The organism is Kitasatospora sp. NPDC052868 (assembly GCF_044547105.1).
Classification (GTDB): Bacteria; Actinomycetota; Actinomycetes; order Streptomycetales; family Streptomycetaceae; genus Kitasatospora.
The window spans coordinates 223,618-250,584 of the sequence record NZ_JBITZW010000003.1; the positions used below are offsets into that span (position 1 = coordinate 223,618).

The following is a 26,967-nucleotide window of genomic DNA, read 5'->3' on the forward strand; positions in this document are numbered from 1 at the left end:
ACCGTCTGCTAACGGTGGGAACTCGGCTAAAGCCTGGTTAAGTTGCACTGACGACCGAACCTATTCCAGACGACACAGCTGAGGTGCCACCGTGGTATTCCAGATGCCGGAACGCTCAGGGCCGGGATTCCGGCGCAGGGTAGGCCCGCCCTCCCGGCGTGCGCGGGTCGCCCTGCTCACCCTGGGCGTGCTCGCGGTGCTCTTCCTGCTGTTCGTCATGTTCGCCGGGTTCTGGACGGACTGGCTCTGGTTCAAGTCCGTCCACTACTCCTCGGTGTTCACCACCCAGCTCTGGACGAAGGTCGGGCTGTTCGCCGTCTTCGGCCTGCTGATGGCCGTGATCACGGGCGCCAACATCTGGCTGGCGCACCGGCTGCGGCCGCCGCTGTCGGCGATGTCGGTGGAGCAGCAGAGCCTGGACCGCTACCGGGCCGGGCTGGCGCCGTTCAAGCGCTGGGCGCTGATCGGGCTGTCGCTGGTGATCGGCCTGGTGGCCGGTGCCGCGGCGTCCGGCCAGTGGCGGACCTGGCTGCTGTGGACCAACGGGACGTCCTTCGGCGTCAAGGACGCGCAGTTCAACCTGGACGTCTCCTTCTACGCCTTCGAGCTGCCCTTCTACGAGTTCCTGCTCGGCTTCGCGTTCAGCGCGGTGATCGTCTCGCTGCTGGCGTCGGTGCTGGTGCACTACCTGTACGGCGGGTTGCGGCTGCAGGGCCCGGGCCGCCGGGCGAGCGCCGGGGCGCAGGGCCACCTGGCGGTGCTGCTCGGCGTCTTCGTGCTGCTGAAGGCCGTGGCGTACTGGCTGGACCGGTACGCGCTGGCGGTCAAGACCGGCGGTTACAAGGGGGTGTCCGGCTGGACGGGTCTGCGCTACGTGGACGCCAACGCGTTCCTGCCGGCCAAGACCATCCTGTTCTTCGTCGCGATCATCTGCGCGGTGCTGTTCTTCCTGACCCCGATCCGCCGCACCTGGGCGCCGGCCCTGATCGGCCTGGGCCTGATGGTGCTGTCGGCGGTGCTGATCGGCGGGGTGTACCCGGCGATCGTGCAGCAGTTCCAGGTCAAGCCGAACGAGCAGGCCAAGGAGACGCCGTACATCCAGAAGAACATCGACGCGACGCGGCAGGCGTACGGGATCGCGGACAGTCAGACCACCCCGTACACCCCGCAGGGCTCGACCACGGCGGACGCGCTCAAGCCGGACGCGCAGACCATCGCGGACATCCGCCTGCTGGACCCGAACGTGGTCTCGCCGACCTTCCAGTCGATCGAGCAGCAGCGCTCGTACTACGCGTTCCCGCAGACCCTGGACGTGGACCGGTACGGAAAGGGCGCGGGCGCCCAGGACACCGTGATCGGCCTGCGTGAGCTGGACCTCAACGGGGTGCAGCGCAACTGGATCAACGACCACTTCAAGTACACCCACGGCTACGGCGCGGTCGTCGCCAAGGGCAACCAGGTCAACGACAAGGGCCAGCCGGTCTTCACCGAGTCGGGCCTGCCGGCCACCGGTTCGCTGGGCGACTACCAGCAGCGGATCTACTACGGCGAGAAGACCGGCACGTACTCGATCGTCGGCGGCTCCAACAAGGAGATCGACTACACCACCGACTCCGGCGAGAACAAGGAGTCGACCTACGGCGGCGGCAGCGGGGTCTCGCTGGACAACCCGATCACCCGGGCCGCCTACGCGGTGAAGTTCGCCGAGCCGCAGATCCTGTACGCGGGCGCGATCAGCCACGGCGCCAAGGTGATCTACGACCGCACCCCCAAGGAGCGGGTCGAGAAGGTCGCGCCGTGGCTGTCCATCGACGCCGACCCGTACCCGGTGGTGGAGCCGGGCGAGAACGGCCAGCCGGGCCGGGTGGTCTGGGTGCTGGACGGCTACACCACCTCCGACGGCTACCCGTTCTCGTCCAAGACGACGCTGGGCACCGCCACCAAGGACTCGCTGACCAACCAGCGCGGTGAGCTGCTGACCGCCGCCAACCAGGTCAACTACATCCGCAACTCGGTCAAGGCCACCGTGGACGCGTACACCGGCGAGGTGACGCTGTACCAGTGGGACGAGAACGACCCGGTGCTGAAGACCTGGATGAAGGCGTTCCCGGACACCGTCAAGGCCAAGGCCGACATCCCGGCCACGCTGATGCCGCACCTGCGGTACCCGCAGGACATGTTCAAGGTGCAGCGCGACCTGCTCGGCCAGTACCACGTGACGGACGCCAACTCGTTCTTCAACGGCAGCGACATCTGGCAGGTCCCGGTGGACCCGACCAGCGACACCAAGCAGGTCCAGCCGCCGTACTACCTGACGGTGCGGATGCCGGACCCGGCGGTCACCTCGGCGAGCTTCTCGCTGACCACCGCCTTCGTGCCGAACAAGCGGGACAACCTGGCGGCCTTCATGGCGGTCAGCGCCGACCCGGGGCCGGACTACGGGAAGATCCGGATCCTCAAGGTGCCGGGGGACAGCAAGACGCTCGGCCCCAACCTGGTGCAGTCGCAGTTCAACTCCCGCCAGGAGGTGGCCCAGCAGATCACCCTGCTGAAGAGCGGCGGCGACTCGGACCTGGAGTACGGCAACCTGCTGACCCTGCCGGTCGGCGGCGGGCTGCTCAACGTCGAGCCGGTGTACGTGCGCGGACGCGGTGCCAAGTACCCGACGCTGCAAAAGGTCCTCGCGGTGTACGGGAACGACAACGTGGCGTTCGAGAACACCCTGGAGGAGGCGCTGAAGAAGGTCTTCGCCGGCGCGGCCCCCGCGACCACGCCCACCGTGCCGAGCAACCCGACCACCCCGACCACTCCGGGGACGCCGACCTCGCCGACGCAGCCCCCGAGCACCGGCACCTCGCCCGAGCTGCAGAAGGCCTGGGCGGACGTGGAGAAGGCGTACAACGACAGCCAGAGCGCCTTCAAGAACGGCGACTGGGCGGCCTACGGCCAGGCCCAGAAGGCGCTCGGCGAGGCGATCAAGGCCGCCCAGGAGGCCCAGCAGAAGGCGGGCGGCACGCCTGTGTCCTCGCCCTCGGCGGCGACCCCGACGACGGCCCCGACCGCGGCCCCGACGAACCCGGCCCCGAGCACCGCGCCGAGCACGAGTCCCTGAGCTGGGAAAACCGATTCCTGTTCCACCCCGCACCCGTGCTACAGTTCAACTACCGACGCGGGGTGGAGCAGCTCGGTAGCTCGCTGGGCTCATAACCCAGAGGTCGCAGGTTCAAATCCTGTCCCCGCTACTCAGTAGCAGCAGAGGCCCGGAGGATCATCCTCCGGGCCTCTTGCGTTTTCATCCGGGGGCGGCCCGGCCCGCTCCGGTACTATCGACCGTTGCGGGCATCGGGGTTTGTGGCATCGAAGTGTCGGGAAATCGACAAAGCGCCGAAGCAATTCCGTCGGCTTCGGGTCCGCCCCGCCGAAATCGGCCGGGGCAGGTGTACGCGGGTTGCGGGTGATGCGACGATGGGACATACGGGGGACGTTGCACGGCTGCTGACCGGCCGTCGGATCCGGCAGGCCCCCTGGGGGTCCCCCTGGCCGCAGGCCGGGGGAGGATGCCGCGGCACTCTGGGGGAGCGGGAGTCGGCATGAGGCTGATCGGCAGGAACGGACCAGGAGCCAAGCCCGCAGCGACCACCGAGGCGGACACCGACGCCTGGGCGGAGAGCCCCGAGCGCCACCCCGGAGCCCTGCCCGCCCAGCGCACCAGCGGACTGACCGAGCGCCGCACCGCCGACGGCTACGGCCCCGACAGCCTGGTGCACGTCTCGGCCCGTCAGTTCACCTCGGCCATCGGCTCGTACGGCGCGCTCACCGAGGGTGAGGCGGAGCAGGACGGCCAGCCCGGCCCCGGCTCCGCCGGCCCCGGCTCCGCCGGCTTCGACTCCGCCAGCTTCGAGACCGCCCTCGCCGCCCGCGAGCAGGCCGCCCTGGAGGCCCGGCACCGCCAGGCCGCCGACGGCGGGGACCCGGACGCCGCCGGCCGGCTCGGCACCCTGCTGCTGCGCCGCGGCGAACTGGAGGACGCCGAGCCGTACCTGCGCAGCGCCGCCGCCGCCGGGCTGCGCGCCGCCGCCAACAACCTCGGCGTGCTGCTGCACCAGCAGGGCCACCGGGCCGAGGCCGCCCAGTGGTGGCGGCAGGCCGCGGTGGCCGGCAGCGCGCCGGCCGCGCACGCGCTCGGCCTCCAACTGCGCGACCAGGGTGAGGAGGAGGCGGCCGAGTACTGGCTGCACTTCGCCGCCGACCACGGCCACCCGCTCGGGGCGTACGCGCTGGGCGACCTGATGGAGCACCGGCGCGACGTGCGCGCCGAGCGCTGGTTCAAGGTGTCCGCCGACGCCGGGCACCGCGAGGCCGCCTACCGGCTGGCCCGGATGCGCGAGGCCGCGGGGGACAAGGAGACCGCCGAGACCTGGTACCGCACCGCCGCGGCGCGCAGCCACGCCCGCGCGGCGCTGCGCCTCGGGGTGCTGCTGGAGGAGCGGGCCAGGACCGACCAGTCGCTGCTGGAGGAGGCCGCCCGCTGGTACCGGCAGTCGGCGCAGAACGGCGAGCCGCGGGCCGCCTGCGCGCTGGGCTTCCTGCTGCGCGACTCCGGCGACCCCGCCGCCGCGGCCGACTGGTGGCAGGAGGCCGCCGAGGCCGGGGACGGCAACGCCGCCAACGCGCTGGGCGCACTGCACGCCGGCCGGGGCGAGGCCGCGGAGGCCGAGCGCTGGTACCGCAGCGCGCTGGACGCGGGGGACCAGAACGGGGCCTTCAACCTCGGTCTGCTCTGCGCCGGCGCCGGCCGCGACCAGCAGGCCGAGCAGTGGTACCGCCGCGCCGCGTACGCCGGGCACCGGGAGGCCTGCAACGCGCTGGCCGTGGTGCTGCTCCAGCGCGGCGACGAGTCGGGCGCCGAGCCGTGGTTCTCCAAGGCCGCCGAGGCCGGCAGCGTGGACGGCGCGTTCAACCTGGGCGTCCTGCACGCCGGGCGCGGCGAGCAGCGGCAGGCGCAGGAGTGGTACGCGCGCGCCGCCGCCGAGGGGCACGGCGAGGCGGCGCTCCAGCTGGCGGTCGTCCAGGAGCAGCGCGGCAACCTGGCGGGCGCCCTGGACCGCTACCGGCAGGCGGCGGCGGGCGGTTCGGCGGAGGGCGCGTTCCGGCTGGCCTCGGTGCTGGACCGGCGGGGGGACGCGGACGCGGAGGCCGAGCACTGGTACGCGCTGGCGGCGGACGCCGGGCACCGGCGGGCCCAGGTGCGGATGGGCGTGCGGGCGGCCGAGCGCGGCGCGCTGGAGATCGCGGAGAGCTGGTACCGCCGGGCGGCGGAGGCGGGCAGCCGCAGCGCCGCGTTCAACCTGGGGCTGCTGCTGGCCCGGCAGGACAGCGAGGCCGAGGCGATGCTCTGGTACACCCGGGCCGCGGACGCCGGGCACGGGCGGGCGGCGCTGCGGCTGGCCCTGCTGGCGCTGCGGCGCGGCGAGCCGGTCCAGGCGGAGAACTGGTGCCGGCGGGCCACGGACTACGGCCCGGCCGAGGTCGCGGAGCGTGCGGGGCGCCTGCTGGGCGCGCTGCACGCCGAGTTGAGCGCGTAGCGGTCAGGGTCCGTTCGTACAGTCCGGACAGAGTCCGCGGTAGGTGATCTCGGCTCCGGACACCAGGAAGCCGAAGCGCTCGGCGGCGGGCAGCGCGGCCAGCGGGTCGCCCTGCGGGTGGACGTCGCGGATGGCGCCGCAGCCGGAGCACACCAGGTGCTGGTGGGCGTGGTGCGCGTTGGGGTCGTAGCGCTTGGCGCGGCCGTCGGTGGAGACCTCCAGCACCTCGCCGAGGCAGACCAGCTCGCCCAGCGTGTTGTAGACCGTCGCGCGGCTGATCTCGGGGAGCCGTTCGACGGCGCGGGCGTGCACCTCCTCGGCCGTCAGGTGGACGTGCTCACCGTCGAGGACCTCGGCAACGACCCGGCGCTGCGAGGTCAGCCGCCACCCACGTCCGCGAAGCCGCTCCAGCAGATCACTCATGGGTACAGGGTAAGTGACGCTCCGGACCTGGTTCCAGTATTGACTTAGACAAAGTCCAAGTTAGGATCGGTTCATCACGACCGGATCACGCGGAGGCACCCTCTTATGACCACTCAGGACGAGCTGCGCCCCACCCTCACCACGGAGGCGGGTGCCCCCGTCGCCGACAACCAGAACACCGAGACCGCCGGTGTCGGCGGTCCGGCGCTGATCCAGGACCAGCAGCTGTTCGAGAAGCTCGCGCACTTCAACCGCGAGCGGATCCCGGAGCGCGTGGTGCACGCCCGCGGCGCCGCCGCGTACGGCACCTTCACGGTGACCGCCGACGTCTCCGCGTACACCCGGGCGCACTTCCTCTCCGAGGTCGGCCGGCAGACCGAGACCTTCCTGCGGTTCTCCACCGTGGCCGGCAACCTCGGCTCCGCCGACGCCGTCCGCGACCCGCGCGGTTTCGCGCTGAAGTTCTACACCGAGGAGGGCAACTACGACCTCGTCGGCAACAACACCCCGGTGTTCTTCATCAAGGACGCCATCAAGTTCCCGGACTTCATCCACACCCAGAAGCGGGACCCGTACACCGGCTCGCAGGAGGCGGACAACGTCTGGGACTTCTGGGGCCTGTCGCCGGAGTCGACCCACCAGGTGACCTGGCTGTTCGGCGACCGCGGCATCCCCGCCTCCTACCGCCACCTCAACGGCTACGGCTCGCACACCTACCAGTGGCAGAACGAGGCCGGCGAGTACTTCTGGGTCAAGTACCACTTCAAGACCGACCAGGGCATCAGGAACCTGACGGCCGACGAGGCGGCGAAGCTCGCCGGCGAGGACCCGGACAGCCACCAGCGGGACCTGCGCGAGTCCATCGAGCGCGGCGAGTTCCCGAGCTGGACGGTGCAGGTCCAGATCATGCCGGCGGCGGACGCGGCGGGTTACCGCTTCAACCCCTTCGACCTGACCAAGGTCTGGCCGCACGCGGACTACCCGCCGATCGAGATCGGCCGGCTGGAGCTCAACCGCAACCCCGACAACGTCTTCGCCGAGGTCGAGCAGTCGATCTTCTCCCCGGCGCACTTCGTGCCCGGCATCGGCCCCTCCCCGGACAAGATGCTGCAGGGCCGGCTGTTCGCCTACGCGGACGCCCACCGCTACCGCGTCGGCATCAACGCCGACCACCTGCCGGTGAACCGCCCGCACGCCACCGAGGCGCTCACCAACAGCCGGGACGGCCACCTGTACGACGGCCGCCACGGCCGCCGCAAGAACTACGAGCCGAACAGCTTCGGCGGCGCGGTGCAGACCAACCGCCCGCTGTGGGCCGCCACGGCCGTCACCGGGGCCACCGGCACCCACGAGGCGCCCTCGCACCGCGAGGACGACGACTTCGTGCAGGCCGGCACCCTGTACCGGCTGTTCTCCGAGGACGAGAAGCAGCGGCTGATCGCCAACCTGGCCGGCTTCATCGCCAAGGTCTCGGCCGACCGCGAGGACATCGTCGAGCGGGCGGTGGAGAACTTCCGCAAGGCGGACGCCGACTACGGCCGGCGCCTGGACGAGGCGGTGCGGGAGCTGCGCAAGCAGAAGTGACGCCGCCGCGTCCCCGATGAGCCGCGGGCCCGTGCCGACCGGAAAGCCGGTCGGCACGGGCCCGCACCCATGAACGGGGAAGGACTTCAGACGCTGAGGCGGCGCAGCGCCTCCTCGTGCAGCAGGCCGTTGGAGGCGACCGCGTCGGCGCCGCCGGGGCCGGGGACGCCGTCCAGGCCGGTGAAGCGGCCGCCGGCCTCCTCGACGATGACGCAGTTGGCGGCCATGTCCCAGAGCGACAGCTCGGGCTCGGCGGCGATGTCCACCGCGCCCTCGGCGACCATCATGTAGGACCAGAAGTCCCCGTAGGCGCGGGTGCGCCAGCACGCCCGGGTGAGGTCCAGGAACGGGTCGAGGCGGCCGCGGTCCTCCCAGCCGGAGAGCGAGGAGTAGGAGAACGACGCGTCCTCGATCCGGGAGACCCCGGAGACGTGGATCCGGCTCGCCTTGGCCAGGCTGCGGCCGGCGAAGGCGCCGAGGTCCTTGGCGGCCCACCAGCGGCGGTTCAGCGCGGGGGCGGAGACGATGCCGACCACCGGGCGCTCCACGCCGTCCGGGCCGTCCTCCAGCAGCGCGATCAGGGTGGCCCAGACCGGTACGCCGCGGATGTAGTTCTTGGTGCCGTCGATCGGGTCGATCACCCAGCGGCGCGGGCCGGAGCCCTGCAGGCCGAACTCCTCGCCGAGCACCGCGTCGCGCGGACGGGCCCGCTGGAGGACCCCGCGCACATGCTCCTCGGCCGCCTTGTCGGCGTCGCTGACCGGGGTCAGGTCGGGCTTGGTCTCGATCTTCAGGTCGAGGGCGCGGAAGCGCTCCAGGGTGATCGAGTCGGCCGAGTCGGCGAGGACATGGGCGAGTCGGAGATCATCGTGGTAGTCGGCCATGGTCGAAACCCTAGCGAGCCGTACCCGATCGGGACAGTCGGGCTCGCGGAGCGGACGCCGTGCGTCCGGCCGCCGTGGAGCGCCCCACGAGGGCCCCCGACCAGGGGCGGGCGGGCCTCCCGGTCCGTACGGTCCGGGGCGGCGCCGGGCCGTGCGTCAGTGCGCCGAGCCGCTCAGCTGGAGCCCGATCACCCCGGCGATCACCAGCGAGATCGAGACCAGCTTGAGCGCCGAGGTGGTCTCCTCCAGGAAGACCATGCCGTAGATCGCGGTGCCGGCCGCGCCGATCCCGGTCCACACCGCGTAGGCCGGGCCGACCGGCAGGCTCTTCAGGGAGAGGGTGAGCAGGCCGAAGCTGCTGAGGGCGAACACGCAGAAGCTGATGGTGGGCCAGAGCTTGGTGAACCCCTCGCTGAGCTTGAGGTTGATAGCGAAGCCGGTCTCCAGCAGGCCGGCCAGGATCACCAGGGCCCATGCCATCGCGTGCTCTCCCTGTCGATCGAGGTGTCGGACCGTAACCCGGCCCGACTTTCCTATGATCACCAGGCCTGGCCGGTCCGACACCTCGAACGCGCGGAAAACAAGCGGCGCGCCGCGCCGTCAGTCCCCCTCGCGGGTCTCCTTGCTGGCCAGCAGCCGGCGCAGTGAGTAGAGCCGGGCGGCCTCGGCGTGGCCGTCCGCCACCCAGGCGTCCAGCGCGCAGTCCGGCTCGTCGTGGCTGCACGCCCGGGGGCACTCGGCGGTGCCGGGCTCCAGGTCGGGGAAGGCGAGGATGACCCGGGAGGGGTCGATGTGCGAGAGGCCGAAGGAGCGGAAGCCCGGGGTGTCGATCACCCAGCCCGGATCGAGCGCCTTCTTCGAGCCCGGCTTGACCCCGGGGGGAGGCGGCAGCCGCAGCGCCAGCGCCGAGACGGTGGTGTGCCGGCCGCGGCCGGTCACCGCGTTGACCACCCCGGTGGTCCGCTGGTGCAGCGGCACGAGCGCGTTGACCAGGGTGGTCTTCCCGACACCGGAGTGCCCGATGAACACCGTCGACAGCCCGCGCAGGTGCGCCCGGACGGCCTCGGCGCCCTCGGTGGCCAGCTCGTCCCGACGGGTCACCACGTAGTTGATGCCGAGCGGGGCGTACGACTCCAGCAGCGGCTCGGCCCGGGCCAGGTCGGACTTGGTGAGCACCAGCAGCGGCTCCATGCCCGCGTCGTAGGCGGCCACCAGGCAGCGGTCGATCAGCCGGGGCCGGGGCTCCGGGTCGGCGAGCGCGGTGACGATGGCCAGCTGCTGCGCGTTGGCGACGACGATCCGCTCGTACGGGTCGTCGTCGTCCGCGGTGCGGCGCAGCACCGAGGTGCGCTCCTCGACCCGGACGATCCGGGCCAGGGTGTCGGCGTCACCCGAGAGGTCGCCGACGATGTTGACGATGTCTCCGACGACGACGCCCTTGCGGCCCAGCTCGCGGGCCTTCATGGCGACGATCTCGCGTTCCTGCCGGGTGCCCGCGTCGAGCAGGCAGGTCAGCCGGCCGCGGTCGACGGTGAGGACCATCGCCTCGGCGGCGTCGTCGTGTTTGGGCCGGATCCGGGTCCGCGGCCGGGAGCCGCGGCGTGCGGGGCGGTTGCGGATGTCGTCCTCGTCGGCGTCCTTGCCGTAGCGGCGCATGTGCTCAGTCTCCGCTCAGCCGCCCGCCACCGCTTCGCCGAGCAGGTCCGCCCACATGACCGGGAAGTCGGGCAGGGTCTTGGCGGTGGTGGCCACGTTCTCCACCTGGACGCCCTTGACGGCCAGGCCGATCACCGCGGCGGCGGTGGCCAGGCGGTGGTCCTCGTAGGTGTGGAAGACGCCGCCGTGCAGCGGGCGCGGGCGGATCCGCAGGCCGTCCTCCGTCTCGGTGACGTCGCCGCCGAGGTCGTTGATCTCCTTGGCGAGCGCGGCCAGCCGGTCGGTCTCGTGCAGCCGCAGGTGGGCGATGCCGTACAGGTGGGACTCGGAGTCGGCGAGCGCGGCGACGGCGGCGATCACCGGGGTCAGCTCGCCGACGTCGTGCAGGTCCGCCTCGATGCCGTGGATCCGGCCGCTGCCGGTGAACTGCAGGCCCTCGTCGGTGAACTCGCAGACGCCGCCCATCCGGGTGTAGATCTCGCGCAGCTGGTCGCCGGGCTGGGTGGTGTGCTTGGGCCAGTCGCGGACGGCGACCCGGCCGCCGGTGACCAGCGCGGCGGCGAAGAACGGCGCGGCGTTGGAGAGGTCGGGCTCGACGACCATGTCGCGGCCGAGCAGGGCGCCGGGGGTGACCCGCCAGACGTCCTTCTCGCCGCCGTCCTCGGGGGCGTCGACCTGGACCCCGGCGAGGCGCAGCATCTCCACCGTCATCCGGATGTGCGGGAGGGAGGGGACGGGGCCGCCGACGTGGCGGACCTCGACGCCCTGGTTGTAGCGGGCGCCGGAGAGCAGCAGGGCGGAGACGAACTGCGAGGAGGAGGAGGCGTCCAGCTCGACCGGGCCGCCGTCCAGCGCGCCGGTGCCGTGCACGGTGAGCGGGAAGGCGCCGCGGCCGCCGTCGTCGATCCGGCCGCCGAGCGCGCGCAGGGCGTTGATCACGCCGTGCTGGGGGCGCTCGTAGCTGCGCGGGTCGCCGTCGAAGTGGACCGGGCCGTCGGCGAGGACGGCGAGCGGGGGCAGGAAGCGCATGACCGTGCCGGCGTTGCCGACGTCGATGGAGGCGGGGCCGAGCAGGGCGGGCGCGGGGATGACCCGCCAGGCCTCGCCGCCGCCGGTGCCGCCGGCGTCGTTGTTGACCCGCTCCTCGATGCCGACGCCGAGGGCGCGCAGGCCGTCGGCCATCAGCTGGGAGTCGCGGCTGCGCAGCGGGCGCCGTACCCAGCCGGGCTCGCCGGCGAGGGCGGCCAGCACCAGGGCCCGGTTGGTGACCGACTTGGAGCCGGGGATGGTGACGGTGGCGTCAACGGGGGTGGTCGCGACGGGGGCGGGCCACAGGGTCTCGGTCATGGGGCAAGTTTAGGGGCCGTACGGGAACTGTCCCCGCCCGTGGCCGGATGGCGGGACGGTACTGCGGCCGCCGCGCCCTGAGGGGTCTTTGCAAAGTCGCGGTGGGATTTTGCAAAGACGGGCCCCCGGTCGGACAGGGCCTAGTAGCCCAGCAGCCGGTTCGCGCCGAGGGCCAGGCAGGCGAGGGCGGTCACCAGGAACAGCGTCACCCAGGCGAGGCCGGGGATGCCGGTGATCCGGGCCAGCTGGTCGGCGTCGGAGTCGCCGCCCTGGCCGCGGCGGCGCTGGTGCTGGAGCTCCAGCACCGGGCGGACGCCGCCGAACAGCAGGAACCAGCTGCCGAGGTAGGCGAAGGCGGCCTGCACCTCGGTGCTGCCGTACCAGGAGACCAGCAGGAAGGCGGCGCAGGCCAGCAGGACGGAGAGCAGGCCGAAGGCGTTGCGGATCCGGACCAGCAGGGCCAGCAGCAGCGCGATGGCCAGCCAGAGCAGCAGGGTGATCCGGCCCCCGCCGAGCAGGGCGGCGCCGCCGAGGCCGAGCAGCGCGGGGGTGGTGTAGCCGGCGGCGGCGGTGAGCACCATGCCGGGCCCGGTGGGGTGGCCGTAGGAGAGGGTCAGGCCGGAGGTGTCGGAGTGCAGCCGGATGCCGGCCAGCCTGCGGCCGGTGAGGCGGGCGACCAGGCCGTGGCCGCCCTCGTGGGCGATGGTCACGGCGTTGCGGCCGAACCGCCACAGCGGCCGGAACAGCACGGTGAGCAGTGCGGCGGCGCCGGTGGCCAGGACGAGCCAGCCGGGCGGGGCGGGCTGGGTGCCGGTGACGCGGTCCCACACCTCGCCGATGCTCTGGGTGTCCATGCGTGTGCTCCCTGCCTGCGGTCCGGCGGCCGAGGTGGCAGCCTCCCATGCGGGGACGGCCGGGCGGCGGCGGGGGGTTCCGCTGTTCGGGATGAGGAATCGGTGAGAGTGCGGCGCGTGGCAAGCTGACGGCATGTGCGGTCGCTTCGCCTCCAGCAGTACGCCCGAGGACATCGTCGAACTGTTCGGCGTCCGGCAGTGGGATCCGGCCGAGACGCTGGCGCCCAGTTGGAACGTCGCCCCGACCGAGAGCGCCTTCGTGGTGCTGGACCGGGTGCCCAAGGGCGGCACGCAGCCCGTGCGGCAGCTGCGGGTGCTGCGCTGGGGCCTGGTGCCGCAGTGGTCGAGGTCCGCCGAGACGGCGGTGAAGATGATCAACGCCCGGTCGGACACGGTGCACGAGAAGCCCTCGTACCGGCAGGCCTTCGCCTCCCGGCGGTGCATCCTGCCGGTCGACGGCTACTACGAGTGGCAGACGGTGCCGGGTGAGCGCGGCAAGCCCCGCAAGAAGCCGTTCTTCGTCTCCCGGGCGGACGGCGCCCCGCTGGCGCTGGCCGGGCTGTACGAGTTCTGGCGCAACCGGACGGTGCCGGCCGGGCACCCGGAGGCGTGGCTGGTCACCTTCACCATCGTCACCACCGAGGCGGAGGAGCTGCTCGCGCCGATCCACGAGCGGATGCCGCTCTTCCTCGACCCGGGCTCCTTCGACGACTGGCTCGACCCGGCGGCGGTCGAACCCGAGGAGCTGCGCCGACTGCTGATACCTCCGCCGCCCGGCGCGCTGCTGGCCACCCCGGTCTCGCCGGCCGTCGGCAGCATCCGCAACAACGGCCCCGAGCTGACCCGGCCGTGGACCGAGGTCGAGCACGAGACCACGCTCTTCTGAGCAGCACGTTTTCGAGCACCGCGCTTTCCGACCACCACGTTTTCCGAGCACCGCGCTTTCCGACCACCACGTTTTCCGAGCACCGCGCTTTTCCGAACCGGGAGCCCCGCACGATGACCACCGAACTCCTCCCCACCCCCGCCGGGGACGCCCGGATCACCTGGCACCGGGCGGCCGACCCGGCGGCGGTGCTGGCGCTCGGGCACGGCGCGGGTGGCGGGATCGAGGCCAGGGACCTCGCCGCGCTGGCGGCCGCGCTGCCGCCGCTGGGGTTCACCGTGGCGCTGGTGGAGCAGCCGTGGCGGGTGGCGCGCAAGCGGCTCGGCCCGGCGCCGAAGACCCTGGACGCGGCCTGGACCCCGGTCGCCGAGCGGCTGGCCGGGGACGGGCCGCCGCTGGTGGTCGGCGGGCGCAGCGCCGGGGCCAGGGTGGCCTGCCGGACGGGCGCGGCCACCGGCGCGGTGGGGGTGCTGGCGCTGGCGTTCCCGCTGCACCCGCCGGGGCGGCCGGAGAAGAGCCGGGCGCAGGAGCTGCTGGAGTCGGGCCTGCCGACGCTGGTGGTGCAGAGCGTGGCCGATCCGTTCGGCGGCCCGGCGGAGTTCCCGGAGCTGCCGGCCGGGCACGAGCTGGTGTCCGTGCCGTACGGCGGCCACGGGTTCGACGTGCCGAAGCGGGCGCCGATCGGGCAGGAGGAGGTGCTGGAGCTGATCACCGGTGCGGTCGGCGGCTGGCTGTCGGGGCTGCTCGGGGCGGCTCCGGGTGGTTCGTGAGCGGGCTGTGGCCGCCCGCTCACCCTGGCGGGTGAATCAAGGGGGTGGGGCGGGAATGCGGGCGCCCTCGGCGTGGTTGACACCCTCGTCAGCTTGAGTCCCGAGGTGGAAGGCAGCACAGATGGGTTCGATCGCGTGCCCCGAGCGGCCGGAGGAGCGCGAGGCCGCCACGGCCTTTGCCCCTGCATGGTCGGAGTGGATTGCCGCGGGCGAGAAGCCCGTCAGGCCGATATCCTCCATTTCGGGGCGGCCCGCCGTGGGGCGCCATGCCGAGGAGGTGGGTCCGGTCGTCGGGACCGAGCACGAGGCCGAGCCGGGCAGGGGCCCGGGCGAGAGCCTGCCCACGGGCGAGGCGCTCACCGGTGAGGAGCTGGCCGAGGCGATCGGTGAGGACACCTTCCGGGTGTCGGCGGAGGAGAGCGAGGAGGCCCGGCGGGAGCGCTTCGAGCGCGACGCCCTGGGCTACCTGGATCCGATGTACTCGGCGGCGCTGCGGATGACCCGCAACCCGGCCGACGCGGAGGACCTGCTCCAGGAGGCGTTCGCCAAGGCGTACGCGTCCTTCCACCAGTTCCGTGAGGGCACCAACCTCAAGGCCTGGCTGTACCGCATCCTCACCAACACGTTCATCAACTCGTACCGCAAGAAGCAGCGGGAGCCCCAGCGCACCGCCGCCGAGGAGATCGAGGACTGGCAGCTGGCCAGGGCCGAGTCGCACATGTCGACCGGTCTGCGCTCGGCCGAGACCCAGGCGCTCGACCACCTCCCGGACAGCGACGTGAAGGACGCCCTCCAGGCCATTCCGGAGGAATTCCGTATCGCCGTCTATCTCGCGGACGTAGAGGGCTTTGCGTACAAGGAGATCGCGGACATCATGGGTACTCCCATCGGTACGGTGATGTCCCGGCTGCACCGCGGCCGTCGTCAGCTGCGCGGCATGCTGGAGGATTACGCCCGTGAGCGCGGGCTCGTCCCGGCCGGCAGCGGGGCAGGGCAGGAAGCGAAGGGCTCGGGCTCATGAGCTGCGGCGATCCGCACGACACCGAGTGTGGCGAGGTCCTCGACCACCTCTATGAATTCCTCGACAACGAGATGGCCGAGGGCGACTACGACAAGTTGCGGGTGCACTTCGAGGAGTGCTCCCCGTGCCTGGAGAAGTACGGGCTGGAGCAGGCGATCAAGGCGCTGATCAAGCGCTGCTGCGGGTGCGACGACACCCCGGCCGACCTGCGCGGCAAGGTGCTGGCCAGGATCGACTCGATCCGTGCCGGGCAGCGCTCCGGCGAGGCGGTGGTGGTCGCCGTCGACGCCGCGGACGTCCATGTCGCCGTGCCGCCGAAGGCCGCCACCGAGGCGGCGGTCCGGCCGGTGGGCGCGTCGGTCGAGGCGGGCGCTCCGGCGGAGTGAGCGGCGGCCCGCCGATCGGCGGGCGGACGCGTGTTCGCATCGGATGCGGCGGATTGGCCGGATCCGGTGGACCGGCCGCGCCGGGTGGATCGGCCGGACAGGCCTGACACCTCGGATTCCACGGATATCTGAACACCCGGCCCCGGGAGCACGCGCTCCCGGGGCCGCTCCCTTTCTGCTCGTATGCGCCGTCACTCGTTCGAGTGAGTTGGTAATGCGCCAGCTGCGGCATTCCGCGATCATGCGTCCCTGCACCGGAGTGGCGGCCTATCCTCCTGACGGACACTCACCGCCGGTCCGCCCGGCGCGCTGAGCGCAGAGCGGGCCAGGACGGCGGGGAGGTCGAGATCGCTACCGACAGTGGAGGCGAAGCCCTGCGGGAGGGCGCCGTGCGGTACCTGGTGGCCGTCCCGGTGGCGGCGCTCTGCTGCCTGCTGCCGCTGCTGTCCGACGCGCTCCCGCTCGGGGCGCCCCGCTGGCTGGGCGGGCCGGTCGACTGGCCCAAGGTCGGCCTGCTGGCGTTCCTGCACGGCTGCTGGGAGTCGCTCGCCCAGGGCCTGCCCACGCCCTGTCTGCGGCTGCTGCGGCTGGTGCTGCGCCGGCCGCTGCCGGAGCGGGCCCCGGCCCGGTCCGGGGCGAACGCCTTCTTCCCGGTGCTCTTCGCCGGGGTGCTGATGCTGCCGCCCGCCGCCGCCGCGCTGGTGGCCGTCCCGGCCGGGCTGCTCGGCCACCCCGAGCCGCACTTCTGGCTGCGGCAGCTGTGGAACGGCTCGCAGCTCGCGCTCTGCGCGTTCGCCTCCTCGGTGGTGTTCCACCTGCTGTGCGGGCCGCAGTTGCTGCTGGGCTCGCGGTTCCCGGCCGCGCTGCTGCCCGCGCTGGCCGCCGTCGGCGCGTTCTGCCTGGCCAACGGGGTGCTGGTGGGCGTGATGCTGGTACTCGCCGAGGGGCGGCGGCCCGGGGTGCTGCTGCGCGGGCCGGCCGCCGCGGTCGGGCTGCCGGTCCTGGTGCACGCGGCCGGCGGACTGATGGTCGCGGTGCTCTGGCAGGGCCCGTACGGGGCCTTCGCGGCGCTGCTGGCGCTGCTGCCGCTCTCCATCTCCGCGTGGGTGTTCGCCCAGGGCCACCGGGAGCGCGACGCCCACCAGGCCACCGTCCAGGCGCTGGTGCAGGCGGTCGAGATCAAGGACGCGTACACCCGCGGCCACAGCGAACGGGTGGGCAGGGCCGCCGTGCTGATCGCCGGTCAGCTGGGCATGGAGGCCGAACGGCTGCGCACGCTGCGGTTCGCGGGCATCCTGCACGACGTCGGCAAGCTGGGCGTGGCCACCGAGCTGCTGCGCAGAAACGGTCCCCTCACCGAGGACGAGCGACGGGCCGTGGAGGTGCACCCGGTGTACGGGTACGAGCTGGTGCACGGGATCGCCTTCCTCGGCGAGGCGCACGCCGGGATCCTGCACCACCACGAGCGGATGGACGGCCGGGGCTATCCGAGCGGGCTGGTGGGGCAGCAGATCCCGGAGTTCGCCCGGATCATCTCGGTGGCCGACGCCTTCGACTCGATGACCTCGACCCGCTCCTACCGGCGCGGGCGGCCGGTCACCGAGGCCGTCGCCGAGCTGCAGCGCTGCTCGGGCAGCCAGTTCGACCCGGTGATGGTGGGGGCGCTGGTGGACGCGCTCGCCGTGCACGACTGGCAGCCGGTGCTGCCGCCGCCCGGCGACTGCATCCGGGCGGTGCCGGACATCCCGCTCGGGGTGCCCGAGCCGGCCCGGGCGGCCCCGCGCCGGGTGCCGGCCCAGGGCGGGACCGGGCCGATGGCCGGTCAGCCGTGACCGGGGCGGGCCGGACGGGCCGGATGAGCGGGACGGGCGGGACCGGCCGGGCCGGCGGGACGGCGGCGTTCGGGGCCGGTCCGGGGGCGGTGCACGCCGGGGCGGTCGGGCTTTTCGCCGTCGCGCTCGGGGCGGTCGTGGTGCGCGGGGTGTCCGCGCCCGGGGTGGCACTGGCCTTCGTCGTGCTGATCGCGCTCGGTGAGTGCGTCCGGATCACCCTTCCGGGCGATCGCGAGCAGGCGCCGATCGGGGCCGCCGGGGCGCTCGCCTACGCCCTGCTGGGGCCGCTTCGCGGGCTGCCGACCGCCCACGGGGTGCTCCAGGTGGTCGTGGTCGCGGGGGCGGGGATGCTGCTCGCGCTGCTCCCCTCGGCGGTGGTGCCCCGGTCGGCGCGGCGCCACCGGCGGCGGCCGTGGAACGACCCGGCCCGGCGGGACACCGCGGCCCGGCGGCTGATCGGGGTGGGCTTCGCCGCGGTGCTCTTCCAGCCGCTCTACAACAGCGGCCTGGTCGACCGGTACTCGCCGGACGGCCCCGCGTACGGGTTGTTCCTGACCGTGGTGGCGGCGCTGGCGGCACTGTGCGATGCCACGCTCGCCGCGGCGCTGCGGCGGGCGCGCACCGGGCTGCGGTTCCCGGCGGCGCTGGAGGACGAGCTGCGCTCGCTGTTCGGGATCGGCTCGGCGATCGTCGCCACCGGGATGCTGGTCAGCCTCGCGGCGGGCGAGGTGGGGCTCTGGGCGCTGCCGCTGTTCTGCGCGCCGCTGCTGCTGGCCCAGGTGTCGTTCCGGCGGGCCGCCGCCGCCCGGGCCACCACCGGGCAGACCATCGCCAGCCTGGCCAAGGCCACCGAGGTGGCCGGCTACACCCCGCCGGGGCATGCCCGCCGGGTCGCCGACACGGCGTGCGCGCTGGGGCGCGAGCTGGGGCTGGGCACCCGTGAGCTCGCCCTGTTGGAGTACGCGGCGCTGATGCACGACGTCGGGCAGCTGTCGCTGGTGGAGCCGGTGCCGGACGGGGCGACGGCGCTGCTGTCGGACGAGGAGCAGCAGCGGATCGCCCGGCTGGGGAGCGAGGTGATCCGGCGGACGGGGGTGCCGCGGCAGGTGGCCGAGCAGGTCGCCCGGTCGGCGGACCCGTGGCACGGGCCGGACGGGGGCGCGGACCGCTCGGTGCCGCTGGCGGCGCGGATCATCCGGGTGGCGAACGCGCACGACGACCTGCTGACGGCGGCCCGGGGGCGGGGCGTGGGGGAGGCGGTTGGGGGGCTGGAGGTGCTGGAGGTGCTGCGGATGGGGCGCGGGCGGGTCTACGACGCCCGGGTCGTCGACGCACTGGTGCGGGTGCGGGGCTAGATTCCCGCCGGGCTCCGGCTCGGCTCCGGCTCGGCCCCGGCTCGGGCCCGGGTCGTCTCCGGGGCCGGCCCGGCGGCTGGGGTTGAGGCCGGGCGGCGGGGCGGGCAGGCTGGGTAGGGGCGGGGGCGGGAAGCAGGTGCAACCGCGGCGGTGGGGAGCGCAGGCGGCAGCGGGCGTGGTTGGATGCGGTCGTAGCGTGGAACACCGACCCGGGGCACCGGGACCGTGACGCGGGAGCGGATACGGGAGAAGTGGTGCGGGACTTCAGCGGACGACGACGGCAGGGACGAACGTGAGGATCTTCCACCGGGCACGGCACCGGCCGTCCGCCACCTGGCGGCAGACGACCGACCGGGCCTTCACGCTGATCGGCGACGGCCGCTTCGAGGACGCGGGCGCGCTGCTGGTGATGGCCGCCGATCTGGAGCCGTGGCTGTCGGACTCCTGGTTCAACCTCGCGCTGCTGCACAAGTTCCGCCGGGACTGGGAGCAGGCGCGGTCGGCCGGGCTGCGGGCGGTGGCGCTGCTGGACCGCGAGCAGGGCGCGCCGGACTGGTGGAACCTCGGGATCACGGCGACGGCGCTGCAGGACTGGCCGCTGGCGAGGCGGGCCTGGCAGGCGTACGGGCTGCGGCTGCCGGGCGGGCCCGGGGCGCAGCCGGACGGCCCGGTGAGCCTGGACCTGGGGACGACGCCGGTGCGACTGTCGCCGGACGGCGAGTCCGAGGTGGTGTGGGGGCGCCGGCTGGACCCGGCCCGGATCGAGGTGCTGTCGATTCCGCTGCCGTCCTCCGGCCGCCGGTGGGGCGAGGTGGTGCTGCACGACGGCGCCCCGCACGGTGAGCGGGTGACCGACGGGGTGGCGTACCCGGTGTTCGACGAGATCGAGCTGTGGGCGCCGTCCCCGGTGCCGACGTACGTGGTGCTGCTGCAGGCCGCCACGGCGGGTGACCGGGACGCGCTGGAGCGGCTGGTCGCCGACGCGGGGTACGCGGCGGAGGACTGGACGTCCTCGGTGCGGCTGCTGTGCCGGGCGTGTTCGGAGAGCCGGATGGCGTCCGACGACGGGCACACGGCCCACCACGATCCGCACGACGACGGGGACGCGGCCCACCCGGGGCACCTGAGCCATCTGAGTCAGGGCGCGGGCGGGATGTCCTGGCTGGTGGAGCGGGAGTGCGGGCTCGCGGCGCCGGCCGGGGTGGTGCGTACGCTGCTGGACCGCTGGGTGGCGGCGGCGCCGTCGACCAGGGCGTATCGGGATCTCGAAGAAGTCTGCTGACCGGGCCGCTTACTCTTGATCGGTATACCTCGGTAGTCCACGGAATCGGAAGATAAGCAGCGATGGCGGAGCAGCACGACCACCAGCACGACCACGACCACGAGCCCGAGCAGGGCGAGGCCCAGCCGGTGAAGGTGGTCGGCGAGGAGCCGGACCTCTCGAAGGGCACCGCGCGTCCGATCACGGTGTACGGCAACCCGGTGCTGCACCGGGAGGTCAAGGACGTCACCGTGTTCGACGGTGAGCTGTCGGCGCTGATCGACGACATGTTCCAGTCGATGTACGCGGCCGAGGGCGTCGGCCTGGCCGCGAACCAGGTCGGCGTGGACCTCAAGGTCTTCGTCTACGACTGCCCGGACGACGAGGGCGTGCGCCACATCGGCCACGTCGTCAACCCCGTCCTGGAGGAGCTGCCGGCCGGCAGCAAGCGGGTGCTGGACGACGGCAACGAGGGCTGCCTCTCGGTGCCGACGGCCTACGCCGAGCTGGCCCGGCCCGACTACGCCGCGGTGACCGGCGTGGACAAGGACGGCAACCCGATCCGGGTCGAGGGCACCGGCTTCTTCGCCCGCTGCCTGCAGCACGAGACGGACCACCTGTACGGGTTCCTGTACATCGACAAGCTGTCGAAGCGGGACCGCAAGGACGCGCTGCGGCAGATGGCCGAGGGCACGCCGCGGTACGCGACGGTGGCGAACGACTGACGTCCGAGGGCGTGTTGAAGGCCGGTGCGGCGAAATCGCACCGGCCTTCGTCGTTCCGCGGCGCGGGCTGCTACTGGACGAACAGCCACTCCGGGCCGTAGGTGAAGCGGGGATCGGCGGGGAGCTTGACGCCGTTGATCTGCTGGGCGGCGCGGCGCATCTGGCCCATCAGGCCGATGGCCGGGCCGATCGAGTCCGGGCCGTCGGCGCCCCAGGCGCCCTCGAGGGCGCGCAGCATGTCGCTGTAGTGCTGGTTGAAGGTGCGCAGGAGGCCGGCGGTGGTCGCGTCGGGCTCGTTGCCGGGGGAGTTGGCCCAGCCGCCCTGGGGGACGCGGGCGACCGGGGAGGTGTCCGGCAGCGGGAGGTCGGGGCCGGCGAACTCGAACTTCCCCGTCTGGTCGTCGAAGACCAGCTTCTTGCCGACGGCGATCTCCTTGAAGGCGTAGTAGTGGGCGAGTTCGCCCGGGGAGCCCGGGAAGGGGTTCACCGGGGAGGCCGTGGTGCCCTCGCCCTGTTCCTGGATGATGTTGATCGCCTTCAGGACGTCGTCGATGGTGTTCATCGGGATGATGTCGTTGCCGGCGCCGTGGCTCGACCCGAGCGGGAACTCCACCTGCCGCTGACCGGTGAGCAGGTGGGCGAACTTCGGGAACACGTTGGCGATGCGCTGGTAGAAGGCGCCGATCGTGTTGCCGTCGGCGGCGAAGGCGAGCGGGTGCTCGGGCTTCTCGATGTCGGCGAACAGGCAGGCCGAGTCGCGGCTCAGCCCGCTGAGGAAGACCTCCAGCCCGGGGTTGACGCCGCCGGGGAGCTGGCCCGGGTACTTGGGCACGGTGGCGGGGTCGGTGAGGGCGACGGTGCCGCCGATGCTGGTGAGCATGTTGCAGACCAGGCCGAAGTGGGACATCTCGTCGAAGACGATCTCGCGGATGGTGTGGCGGACCGGCTTGCCGTTGTCCGGGTCGGTGATCGACCAGAGGGCGGTGGCGTAGGGCGGGATGGTGGAGAGCTCCAGCATGATCGCCCGCTGGAGCGCGTCCTTGAGCTCCTGCTCGGTCCAGTCCTCCTCCGCCATGTTCATGAGCTGGACGATCGCATCGCTCTTGTAGTCGAGGATTCCGGTCGGCACGGTGGGCCCCTTTCGTTCGGCTGTGCGCCGGACCGTACGCGGGGGTTGATCGTGTGCGGATGTCTCGCGGCGGCGCGGCCCGGGAGTTCATCCGTACGGGCGGCGCGCGCGGGCACGGGCGCCCCGCCCGGTGGTTCGGCTGAATCCTCGCGGTTCTTGCGCAGGAAGTCGGCCCCTCCGACTTCCTGCGTAGGGGCCGCCTCCCCCCGCAGGGGGAGTGGGATCGTGCGGCGGCCGGATCCGCCGCGGGTGCTCACGAGGGAAGACTCGGATCACCGCGCCGAACCCGACGATCCCCGGAGAGCCCCATGGCCGCCGTGACCGCCCTCCCGCTGCCCGACCGGAGCAACCGTTCTTCCGGGTGGGCCGGTTACGCGGCCGCCGGGGCCGCGCTCGCCTATGCGGCACCGCACTTCTGGTGGGGCGCCGGCGTCGCGGCGACCTTCCCGGGCGACTTTGCCTCGGCGCCGCACGGCACATGGGCGGCGGCGACCGGATACTGGGGGATGGGGCTGGTCGCCGTGTTCGGCGCGGTGCTCCCGCTCGCCCTGGTACGCCCGTGGGGCCGGCGGATCCCGGCCCGCCTGATCGCCGTTCCGGCGGCGATCGCCTCCGTCGGCATGGTGCTCTGGGGCTCCATCTACTTCGCCATGCAGTACCTGCTCGCCGCGGACCGCGTGGTCTCCGCGCCCGCCTTCGCCGCGAAGGACGCCCACCCGCAGGCCGCCTGGGGCCTCTTCTGGTACGGCCTCTTCCTCGCCTGGGGCCTAGCCCTGGGTCTGGCCGCCCGCCACCGCCTTCGCCGTGCGAACCGCGCGAACTGTGCGAACTGCGCGCGGGCCTGAGCAGCCGCGACCACGCGCATGAGAAGTCGGACCGGCCGGGGCTGGTGCAGGAGCGGATGGCGTCGCGGTGGGCCGTGGTCGTCTCCACCCACCGTCCGTCAGAGTGGGACGTCACCAATTGGGGGCATGGTGGCGTCCCAATTCCCAGGTCAGCGTGGTGAGACGAATCCCGGGATGCCGCTTGCGGGGTTTGGCGCCACTCGGAGTGGGTTGCGGATTCCTATAGTTGACGCAGCGCCAGGGGTGAAGAGAGCCCCCTGGTGAATTCCGAAACACCGTCAAGAGGGGGAAGGGCCATGCGCAAGCGCAGGGTTGCCAGGATCGGTCTCGTTGCGGGCACCGCGGCATTGTTCGTGAGCGGCATGCTGAGCGGCAGCGCCCAGGCCAGGGTCGGAGTGAGCTACATCGGCAACGGCTACCCCAACACGAAGGCCGGCGTGTGGTGCGTGCAGCACAGCCTCAACCACATCTTCAAGACCATGAACATCTACCACGCACAGATCAAGGAAGACAGCCTGTTCGGCCCGCAGACGGAGGAGGCGATCAGGTACCTGCAGGCCAATGACACCGACCCGAACACCGAGGTCGACGGCATCGTCGGGCCGGCCACGGGCAGCACGCTCTACGCCTGGGGCGACCCCCGGTACAACTACAATTCGGGCACCAACGGCTCCTGCTACTGGAGCCTGCCCACCGAGGGCATCTGGGGCTAGGAAGCCCCAGGAGGCCCTTGCCGGACCGGCCGACCAGGCACGTACAGCGGTCAGGGCGGGAGCTGCGTCGGGACGCGGGTCGGGTTGACGGCGACGGCCCTCCGGGACTCCAGGGATCCGGAGGGGCCGGCTCTGCTCCGCGCCGCCGGGGCGTGGGCGGCCTTCGTGACAGGGGCCGGGTGCGGGGGCCTTCCGGTCTTCTGGGCCAACGCAGAGGTGCCCCGCGCGGCCGTGGCCGGGCGGGGCACCTCTGCCGTACGTGTCTTCTTTAGAAGTCGTCGTCGAAGGCGACCGAGCCCTCGACGGCGACCTGGTACGCCGACACCCGGCGCTCGAAGAAGTTGGTCAGCTCCTGCACGTTCTGGAGCTCCATGAAGCCGAACGGGTTGGTCGAGCCGTACCGGATCGGCATGCCGAGGCGGGCGAGCCGCTGGTCGGCGACGGCCTGCAGGTACTCGCGCATCGACGCGGTGTTCATGCCGGGCAGGCCCTCGCCGCAGAGGTCCTGGGCGAACTGGAGCTCGGCCTCGACGGCCTCCTCCAGCATCTCGGTGACCTGCTGGGCCATCTTGTCGTCGAAGAGGTCGGGCTCCTCCTCGCGGACGGTGTCCACGACCGACATCGCGAAGTCCATGTGCATGGACTCGTCCCGGAACACCCAGTTGGTGCCCGTCGCGAGCCCGTGCAGCAGGCCGCGCGAGCGGAACCAGTACACGTACGCGAACGCGCCGTAGAAGAACAGGCCCTCGACGCACGCCGCGAAGCAGATCAGGTTCAGGAGGAACGCGCGGCGGTCGTCCTTGGTCTGCAGCGAGTCGATGTGGTCGACCGCGTTCATGTACTTGAAGCAGAACTGGGCCTTCTGGTGGATGGAGGGGATGTTCTCCACCGCGGCGAAGGCCGCGTTGCGGTCCTCCGGGTCCGGAAGGTAGGTGTCGAGCAGCGTCAGGTAGAACTGGACGTGCACGGCCTCCTCGAACAGCTGGCGCGACAGGTACAGCCGCGCCTCCGGGGAGTTGATGTGCTTGTAGAGGCTCAGCACCACGTTGTTGGAGACGATCGAGTCACCGGTGGCGAAGAAGGCGACCAGCCGGCCGATCATGTGCCGCTCGCCCTCGCTCAGCTTGGCGAGGTCGGCGACGTCGGAGTGCAGGTCCACCTCCTCGACGGTCCAGGTGTTCTTGATCGCGTCGCGGTAGCGGTCGTAGAACGACGGGTAGCGCATCGGGCGAAGGGTCAGCTCGAACCCGGGGTCGAGCAGCATCTTCTCGCGGTCGTCGGACATTACTGGCAGGCCTCGCAGGACTCGGGGTTCTCCAGGGAGCAGGCCAGCGCGGCCTCCTCCTCCGGCGTGAGGGTCGGGGACGCCACCGGCACCGGGGCGGCGGCGCGGGCCGTGCCCGACGCGGCCTGGGCGATCCTGGTCGCCGGGCGCGAGCGCAGGTAGTAGGTGGTCTTCAGACCGACCTTCCACGCGTACGCGTACATCGAGCTGAGCTTGCCGATGGTGGGCGCGGCCATGAAGAGGTTCAGCGACTGGCTCTGGTCGATGTACGGCATCCGGGCGGCGGCCAGGTCGATCAGCGCGCGCTGGGGCAGCTCCCAGGCCGTGCGGTACAGCGAGCGGACCCCGGCGGGCAGCCAGTTGAGCTCCTGGACGGAGCCGTTGGCGTCGCGCAGCGCGTCCCGGGTCTGCTGGTCCCAGACGCCGAGCTCCTTGAGCTCGCGCACCAGGTACGGGTTGACCTGGAGGAACTCGCCGGAGAGGGTCTCGCGCTTGAACAGGTTGGAGACCTGCGGCTCGATGCACTCGTACACGCCGGCGATCGAGGCGATCGTGGCGGTCGGCGCGATCGCCAGCAGCAGCGAGTTGCGCAGACCGGTGGTGGCGATCCGGGCCCGCAGGGCGGTCCAGCGATCGGCCCACTCGGGCGCGGCGCTCGGGAAGTGGTCGATGTGCAGCTCGCCGCGGGCGGCGCGGGTCTCGCCGTACGCCTCGTGCCGGCCCAGCTGCTCGGCCAGGTCGGCGGAGCGCTCGTAGGCGGTGAGCATGATGCGCTCGGAGATCAGGGTGGAGAGCTGCTTGGCCTCGGCGGAGTCGAAGTCCAGGCGGAGCTGGAAGAAGACGTCCTGCAGGCCCATCACGCCGAGGCCCACCGGGCGCCAGCGCGAGTTGGACGCGCCGGCCTCGGGGGTCGGGTAGAAGTTGATGTCCACCACGCGGTCGAGGAAGGTGACGGCGGTGCGCACGGTGGCGTCCAGCCGGTCCCAGTCCATGGCGTTCAGCAGGTCCGCGGCGGTGGCACCGGCGGCGACGTGCGCGCCGAGGTTGACCGAGCCGAGGTTGCAGACGGCGGTCTCGGAGTCGTCCGTGACCTCCAGGATCTCGGTGCAGAGGTTGGAGCTGTGCACCGTGCGGCCGGGCAGCGCGGTCTGGTTGGCGGCGCGGTTGGAGGCGTCCTTGAAGGTCATCCAGCCGTTGCCGGTCTGCGCCAGGGTGCGCATCATCCGGGCGTACAGGGTCTGCGCGGGGATGGTGCGGACGGCCTTGCCGGCCTGCTCGGCCTTCAGGTAGGCCTCGTCGAACTCGACGCCCCACAGGTCGACCAGCTCGGGCACGTCGGCGGGGGAGAACAGCGACCAGTCGGCGTTGGCGTTCACCCGGCGCATGAACTCGTCCGGGATCCAGTGCGCCAGGTTCAGGTTGTGGGTGCGGCGCGCCTCCTCACCGGTGTTGTCGCGCAGCTCCAGGAACTCCTCGATGTCCGCGTGCCAGGTCTCCAGGTAGACGCAGGCCGCGCCCTTGCGGCGGCCGCCCTGGTTGACGGCGGCGACCGAGGAGTCGAGGGTGCGCAGGAACGGGACGATGCCGTTGGACTTGCCGTTGGTGCCCCGGATCAGCGAGCCGCGCGAGCGGATCCGCGAGTAGGACAGGCCGATGCCGCCGGCGTGCTTGGAGAGGCGGGCGATCTGGGCGTAGCGCGAGTAGATCGAGTCCAGGTTGTCCAGCGGCGAGTCGAGCAGGTAGCAGCTCGACATCTGCGGGTGCCGGGTGCCGGAGTTGAAGAGGGTCGGCGAGGAGGTCAGGTACTCCAGCCGGCTCATCAGGCGGTACAGCTCGGCCACCTCGCGCACCGACTGCTCGTTGTCGCCGACCGCCAGGCCGCTGGCGACGCGGAGCAGGAAGTGCTGCGGGGTCTCGACGACCTTGCGGGTGATCGGGTGGCGCAGCAGGTAGCGGCTCTGCACGGTGCGCAGGCCGAAGTACTCGAAGCGGTCGTCGCCGCTGGGGTCGATCAGGGCGTTCAGGGTGTCGGCGTGCTTGGCGACGAAGGCGGCGGTGGTGTCGCCGATCAGGCCCTCGGCGTGGCCGACGGCGATCGAGGCGGAGAACGAGACCGAGCCCTGGCTGACGGCCTCGTCGACGATCTCCAGGGCGAGGAGACGGGCGGCCAGCTTCGAGTACTGCGGGTCCTCGGCGATCATCGACGCGGCGGCCTCCACGGCCAGCCCGCGCAGCTCGGCGAAGTCCGAGCCGGCGTGGCGGCCGCGGAGCGCGGCGGCGGCGACATGGCCGGGGTCCACCTGGGGGAGATCGACGCTGCGGTCGGTCAGTAGCCGGAGCAGCGAACCGCCGGGGTCGGAAACCGTCGGTTCGGCGGGGGAACCCTGGGCGGGCAGGGTGACTGAGGCAGCGGTGGTCAAGGCGCT

The 26,967-nt window shown here is 72.4% G+C and carries 22 protein-coding genes, 1 tRNA gene and 1 pseudogene; 15 read left to right on the top strand and 9 right to left on the bottom strand.

Going from position 1 to position 26,967, the window contains the following annotated elements; all coding sequences use genetic code 11:
• Positions 1 to 103: 103 nt before the first annotated feature.
• The 3 genes from ACIGZJ_RS07455 to ACIGZJ_RS07465 all read left to right on the top strand — a co-directional run bounded on the left by ACIGZJ_RS07455 (position 104) and on the right by ACIGZJ_RS07465 (position 5,585).
• Positions 104 to 3,112 (top strand): UPF0182 family protein, encoded by a 3,009-nt coding sequence (locus ACIGZJ_RS07455; RefSeq protein ID WP_396456372.1) that lies wholly within the window; start codon positions 104 to 106, stop codon positions 3,110 to 3,112.
• 56 nt (positions 3,113 to 3,168) lie between these two features.
• Positions 3,169 to 3,242 (top strand) — tRNA-Met (locus tag ACIGZJ_RS07460).
• A 348-nt stretch (positions 3,243 to 3,590) separates the two neighbouring features.
• Positions 3,591 to 5,585 carry a sel1 repeat family protein gene (locus tag ACIGZJ_RS07465; RefSeq protein WP_396456373.1) on the top strand — a complete coding sequence of 665 codons (1,995 nt, stop codon included), beginning with the start codon at positions 3,591 to 3,593 and terminating at the stop codon, positions 5,583 to 5,585.
• A gap of 3 nt (positions 5,586 to 5,588) precedes the next feature.
• Here the strand turns inward: ACIGZJ_RS07465 and ACIGZJ_RS07470 are convergent, their stop codons facing one another.
• Positions 5,589 to 6,008 (bottom strand): Fur family transcriptional regulator, encoded by a 420-nt coding sequence (locus ACIGZJ_RS07470; protein WP_396456374.1) that lies wholly within the window; start codon positions 6,006 to 6,008, stop codon positions 5,589 to 5,591.
• Positions 6,009 to 6,113: 105 nt separating this feature from the next.
• Here ACIGZJ_RS07470 and ACIGZJ_RS07475 point away from each other — a divergent pair, with 105 nt between their 5' ends.
• Entirely contained in the window at positions 6,114 to 7,592 is a 1,479-nt protein-coding gene (locus tag ACIGZJ_RS07475; protein WP_392929096.1) for a catalase, read from the top strand.
• 86 nt (positions 7,593 to 7,678) lie between these two features.
• Here ACIGZJ_RS07475 and hisN read toward each other — a convergent pair whose 3' ends face one another.
• The 5 genes from hisN to ACIGZJ_RS07500 all read right to left on the bottom strand — a co-directional run bounded on the left by hisN (position 7,679) and on the right by ACIGZJ_RS07500 (position 12,333).
• Complete coding sequence (gene hisN / locus ACIGZJ_RS07480) at positions 7,679 to 8,476, bottom strand: histidinol-phosphatase (protein ID WP_392929098.1); 798 nt, start codon at positions 8,474 to 8,476, stop codon at positions 7,679 to 7,681.
• 156 nt (positions 8,477 to 8,632) lie between these two features.
• On the bottom strand, positions 8,633 to 8,956 hold the full coding sequence (locus tag ACIGZJ_RS07485) for a DMT family transporter (protein ID WP_392929100.1): 324 nt from the start codon (positions 8,954 to 8,956) through the stop codon (positions 8,633 to 8,635).
• A gap of 120 nt (positions 8,957 to 9,076) precedes the next feature.
• Complete coding sequence (gene rsgA / locus ACIGZJ_RS07490) at positions 9,077 to 10,132, bottom strand: ribosome small subunit-dependent GTPase A (RefSeq protein ID WP_396456375.1); 1,056 nt, start codon at positions 10,130 to 10,132, stop codon at positions 9,077 to 9,079.
• A gap of 15 nt (positions 10,133 to 10,147) precedes the next feature.
• Positions 10,148 to 11,479: a 3-phosphoshikimate 1-carboxyvinyltransferase gene (gene aroA / locus ACIGZJ_RS07495; RefSeq protein ID WP_392929104.1), complete on the bottom strand. Its 1,332-nt coding sequence runs from the start codon at positions 11,477 to 11,479 to the stop codon at positions 10,148 to 10,150.
• 140 nt (positions 11,480 to 11,619) lie between these two features.
• A complete protein-coding gene (locus ACIGZJ_RS07500) occupies positions 11,620 to 12,333 on the bottom strand; it encodes a M50 family metallopeptidase (protein ID WP_396456376.1) in 714 nt (237 codons plus the stop codon).
• 133 nt (positions 12,334 to 12,466) lie between these two features.
• Between ACIGZJ_RS07500 and ACIGZJ_RS07505 the strand changes: the two genes are divergently transcribed.
• The 8 genes from ACIGZJ_RS07505 to def all read left to right on the top strand — a co-directional run bounded on the left by ACIGZJ_RS07505 (position 12,467) and on the right by def (position 20,569).
• Positions 12,467 to 13,219, top strand: a complete 753-nt coding sequence (locus tag ACIGZJ_RS07505; RefSeq protein WP_396456377.1) for an SOS response-associated peptidase — start codon at positions 12,467 to 12,469, stop codon at positions 13,217 to 13,219.
• Between the two features lie 113 nt (positions 13,220 to 13,332).
• Positions 13,333 to 13,989 (top strand): alpha/beta family hydrolase, encoded by a 657-nt coding sequence (locus ACIGZJ_RS07510; protein ID WP_396456378.1) that lies wholly within the window; start codon positions 13,333 to 13,335, stop codon positions 13,987 to 13,989.
• 277 nt (positions 13,990 to 14,266) lie between these two features.
• A complete protein-coding gene (locus ACIGZJ_RS07515) occupies positions 14,267 to 15,010 on the top strand; it encodes a sigma-70 family RNA polymerase sigma factor (protein ID WP_387944636.1) in 744 nt (247 codons plus the stop codon).
• The gene (gene rsrA / locus ACIGZJ_RS07520; RefSeq protein WP_396456379.1) at positions 15,007 to 15,396 is read left to right on the top strand and encodes a mycothiol system anti-sigma-R factor; all 390 of its coding nucleotides are present in this window, start codon (positions 15,007 to 15,009) and stop codon (positions 15,394 to 15,396) included. The genes ACIGZJ_RS07515 and rsrA overlap by 4 nt, the downstream gene beginning before the upstream one ends.
• 389 nt (positions 15,397 to 15,785) lie before the next feature.
• On the top strand, positions 15,786 to 17,228 hold the full coding sequence (locus ACIGZJ_RS07525; RefSeq protein ID WP_396456380.1) for an HD-GYP domain-containing protein: 1,443 nt from the start codon (positions 15,786 to 15,788) through the stop codon (positions 17,226 to 17,228).
• A 23-nt stretch (positions 17,229 to 17,251) separates the two neighbouring features.
• Positions 17,252 to 18,583 carry an HD-GYP domain-containing protein gene (locus tag ACIGZJ_RS07530; RefSeq protein ID WP_396456381.1) on the top strand — a complete coding sequence of 444 codons (1,332 nt, stop codon included), beginning with the start codon at positions 17,252 to 17,254 and terminating at the stop codon, positions 18,581 to 18,583.
• 292 nt (positions 18,584 to 18,875) lie between these two features.
• On the top strand, positions 18,876 to 19,865 hold the full coding sequence (locus tag ACIGZJ_RS07535; RefSeq protein ID WP_396456382.1) for a tetratricopeptide repeat protein: 990 nt from the start codon (positions 18,876 to 18,878) through the stop codon (positions 19,863 to 19,865).
• A gap of 62 nt (positions 19,866 to 19,927) precedes the next feature.
• Positions 19,928 to 20,569 (top strand): peptide deformylase, encoded by a 642-nt coding sequence (gene def / locus ACIGZJ_RS07540; RefSeq protein ID WP_396456383.1) that lies wholly within the window; start codon positions 19,928 to 19,930, stop codon positions 20,567 to 20,569.
• Positions 20,570 to 20,639: 70 nt separating this feature from the next.
• Here the strand turns inward: def and ACIGZJ_RS07545 are convergent, their stop codons facing one another.
• Positions 20,640 to 21,698: a ferritin-like protein gene (locus ACIGZJ_RS07545; RefSeq protein ID WP_396456384.1), complete on the bottom strand. Its 1,059-nt coding sequence runs from the start codon at positions 21,696 to 21,698 to the stop codon at positions 20,640 to 20,642.
• A gap of 308 nt (positions 21,699 to 22,006) precedes the next feature.
• Here ACIGZJ_RS07545 and ACIGZJ_RS07550 point away from each other — a divergent pair, with 308 nt between their 5' ends.
• The 3 genes and pseudogenes from ACIGZJ_RS07550 to ACIGZJ_RS07560 form a co-directional block, all read left to right on the top strand.
• Positions 22,007 to 22,543 carry a DUF3995 domain-containing protein gene (locus ACIGZJ_RS07550; RefSeq protein WP_396456385.1) on the top strand — a complete coding sequence of 179 codons (537 nt, stop codon included), beginning with the start codon at positions 22,007 to 22,009 and terminating at the stop codon, positions 22,541 to 22,543.
• A gap of 362 nt (positions 22,544 to 22,905) precedes the next feature.
• On the top strand, positions 22,906 to 23,256 hold the full coding sequence (locus tag ACIGZJ_RS07555; RefSeq protein WP_392929122.1) for a peptidoglycan-binding protein: 351 nt from the start codon (positions 22,906 to 22,908) through the stop codon (positions 23,254 to 23,256).
• 51 nt (positions 23,257 to 23,307) lie between these two features.
• Positions 23,308 to 23,631 (top strand): annotated as a pseudogene (locus ACIGZJ_RS07560) (DUF397 domain-containing protein); the annotation flags it as partial.
• Here ACIGZJ_RS07560 and ACIGZJ_RS07565 read toward each other — a convergent pair.
• Positions 23,525 to 24,541 (bottom strand): ribonucleotide-diphosphate reductase subunit beta, encoded by a 1,017-nt coding sequence (locus tag ACIGZJ_RS07565; RefSeq protein ID WP_396456386.1) that lies wholly within the window; start codon positions 24,539 to 24,541, stop codon positions 23,525 to 23,527. The pseudogene ACIGZJ_RS07560 and the gene ACIGZJ_RS07565 overlap by 107 nt on opposite strands.
• Entirely contained in the window at positions 24,541 to 26,937 is a 2,397-nt protein-coding gene (locus tag ACIGZJ_RS07570) for a ribonucleoside-diphosphate reductase subunit alpha (RefSeq protein WP_396456546.1), read from the bottom strand. Before ACIGZJ_RS07570 ends, ACIGZJ_RS07565 begins: the two co-directional genes overlap by 1 nt.
• Positions 26,938 to 26,967 lie beyond the last annotated feature (30 nt).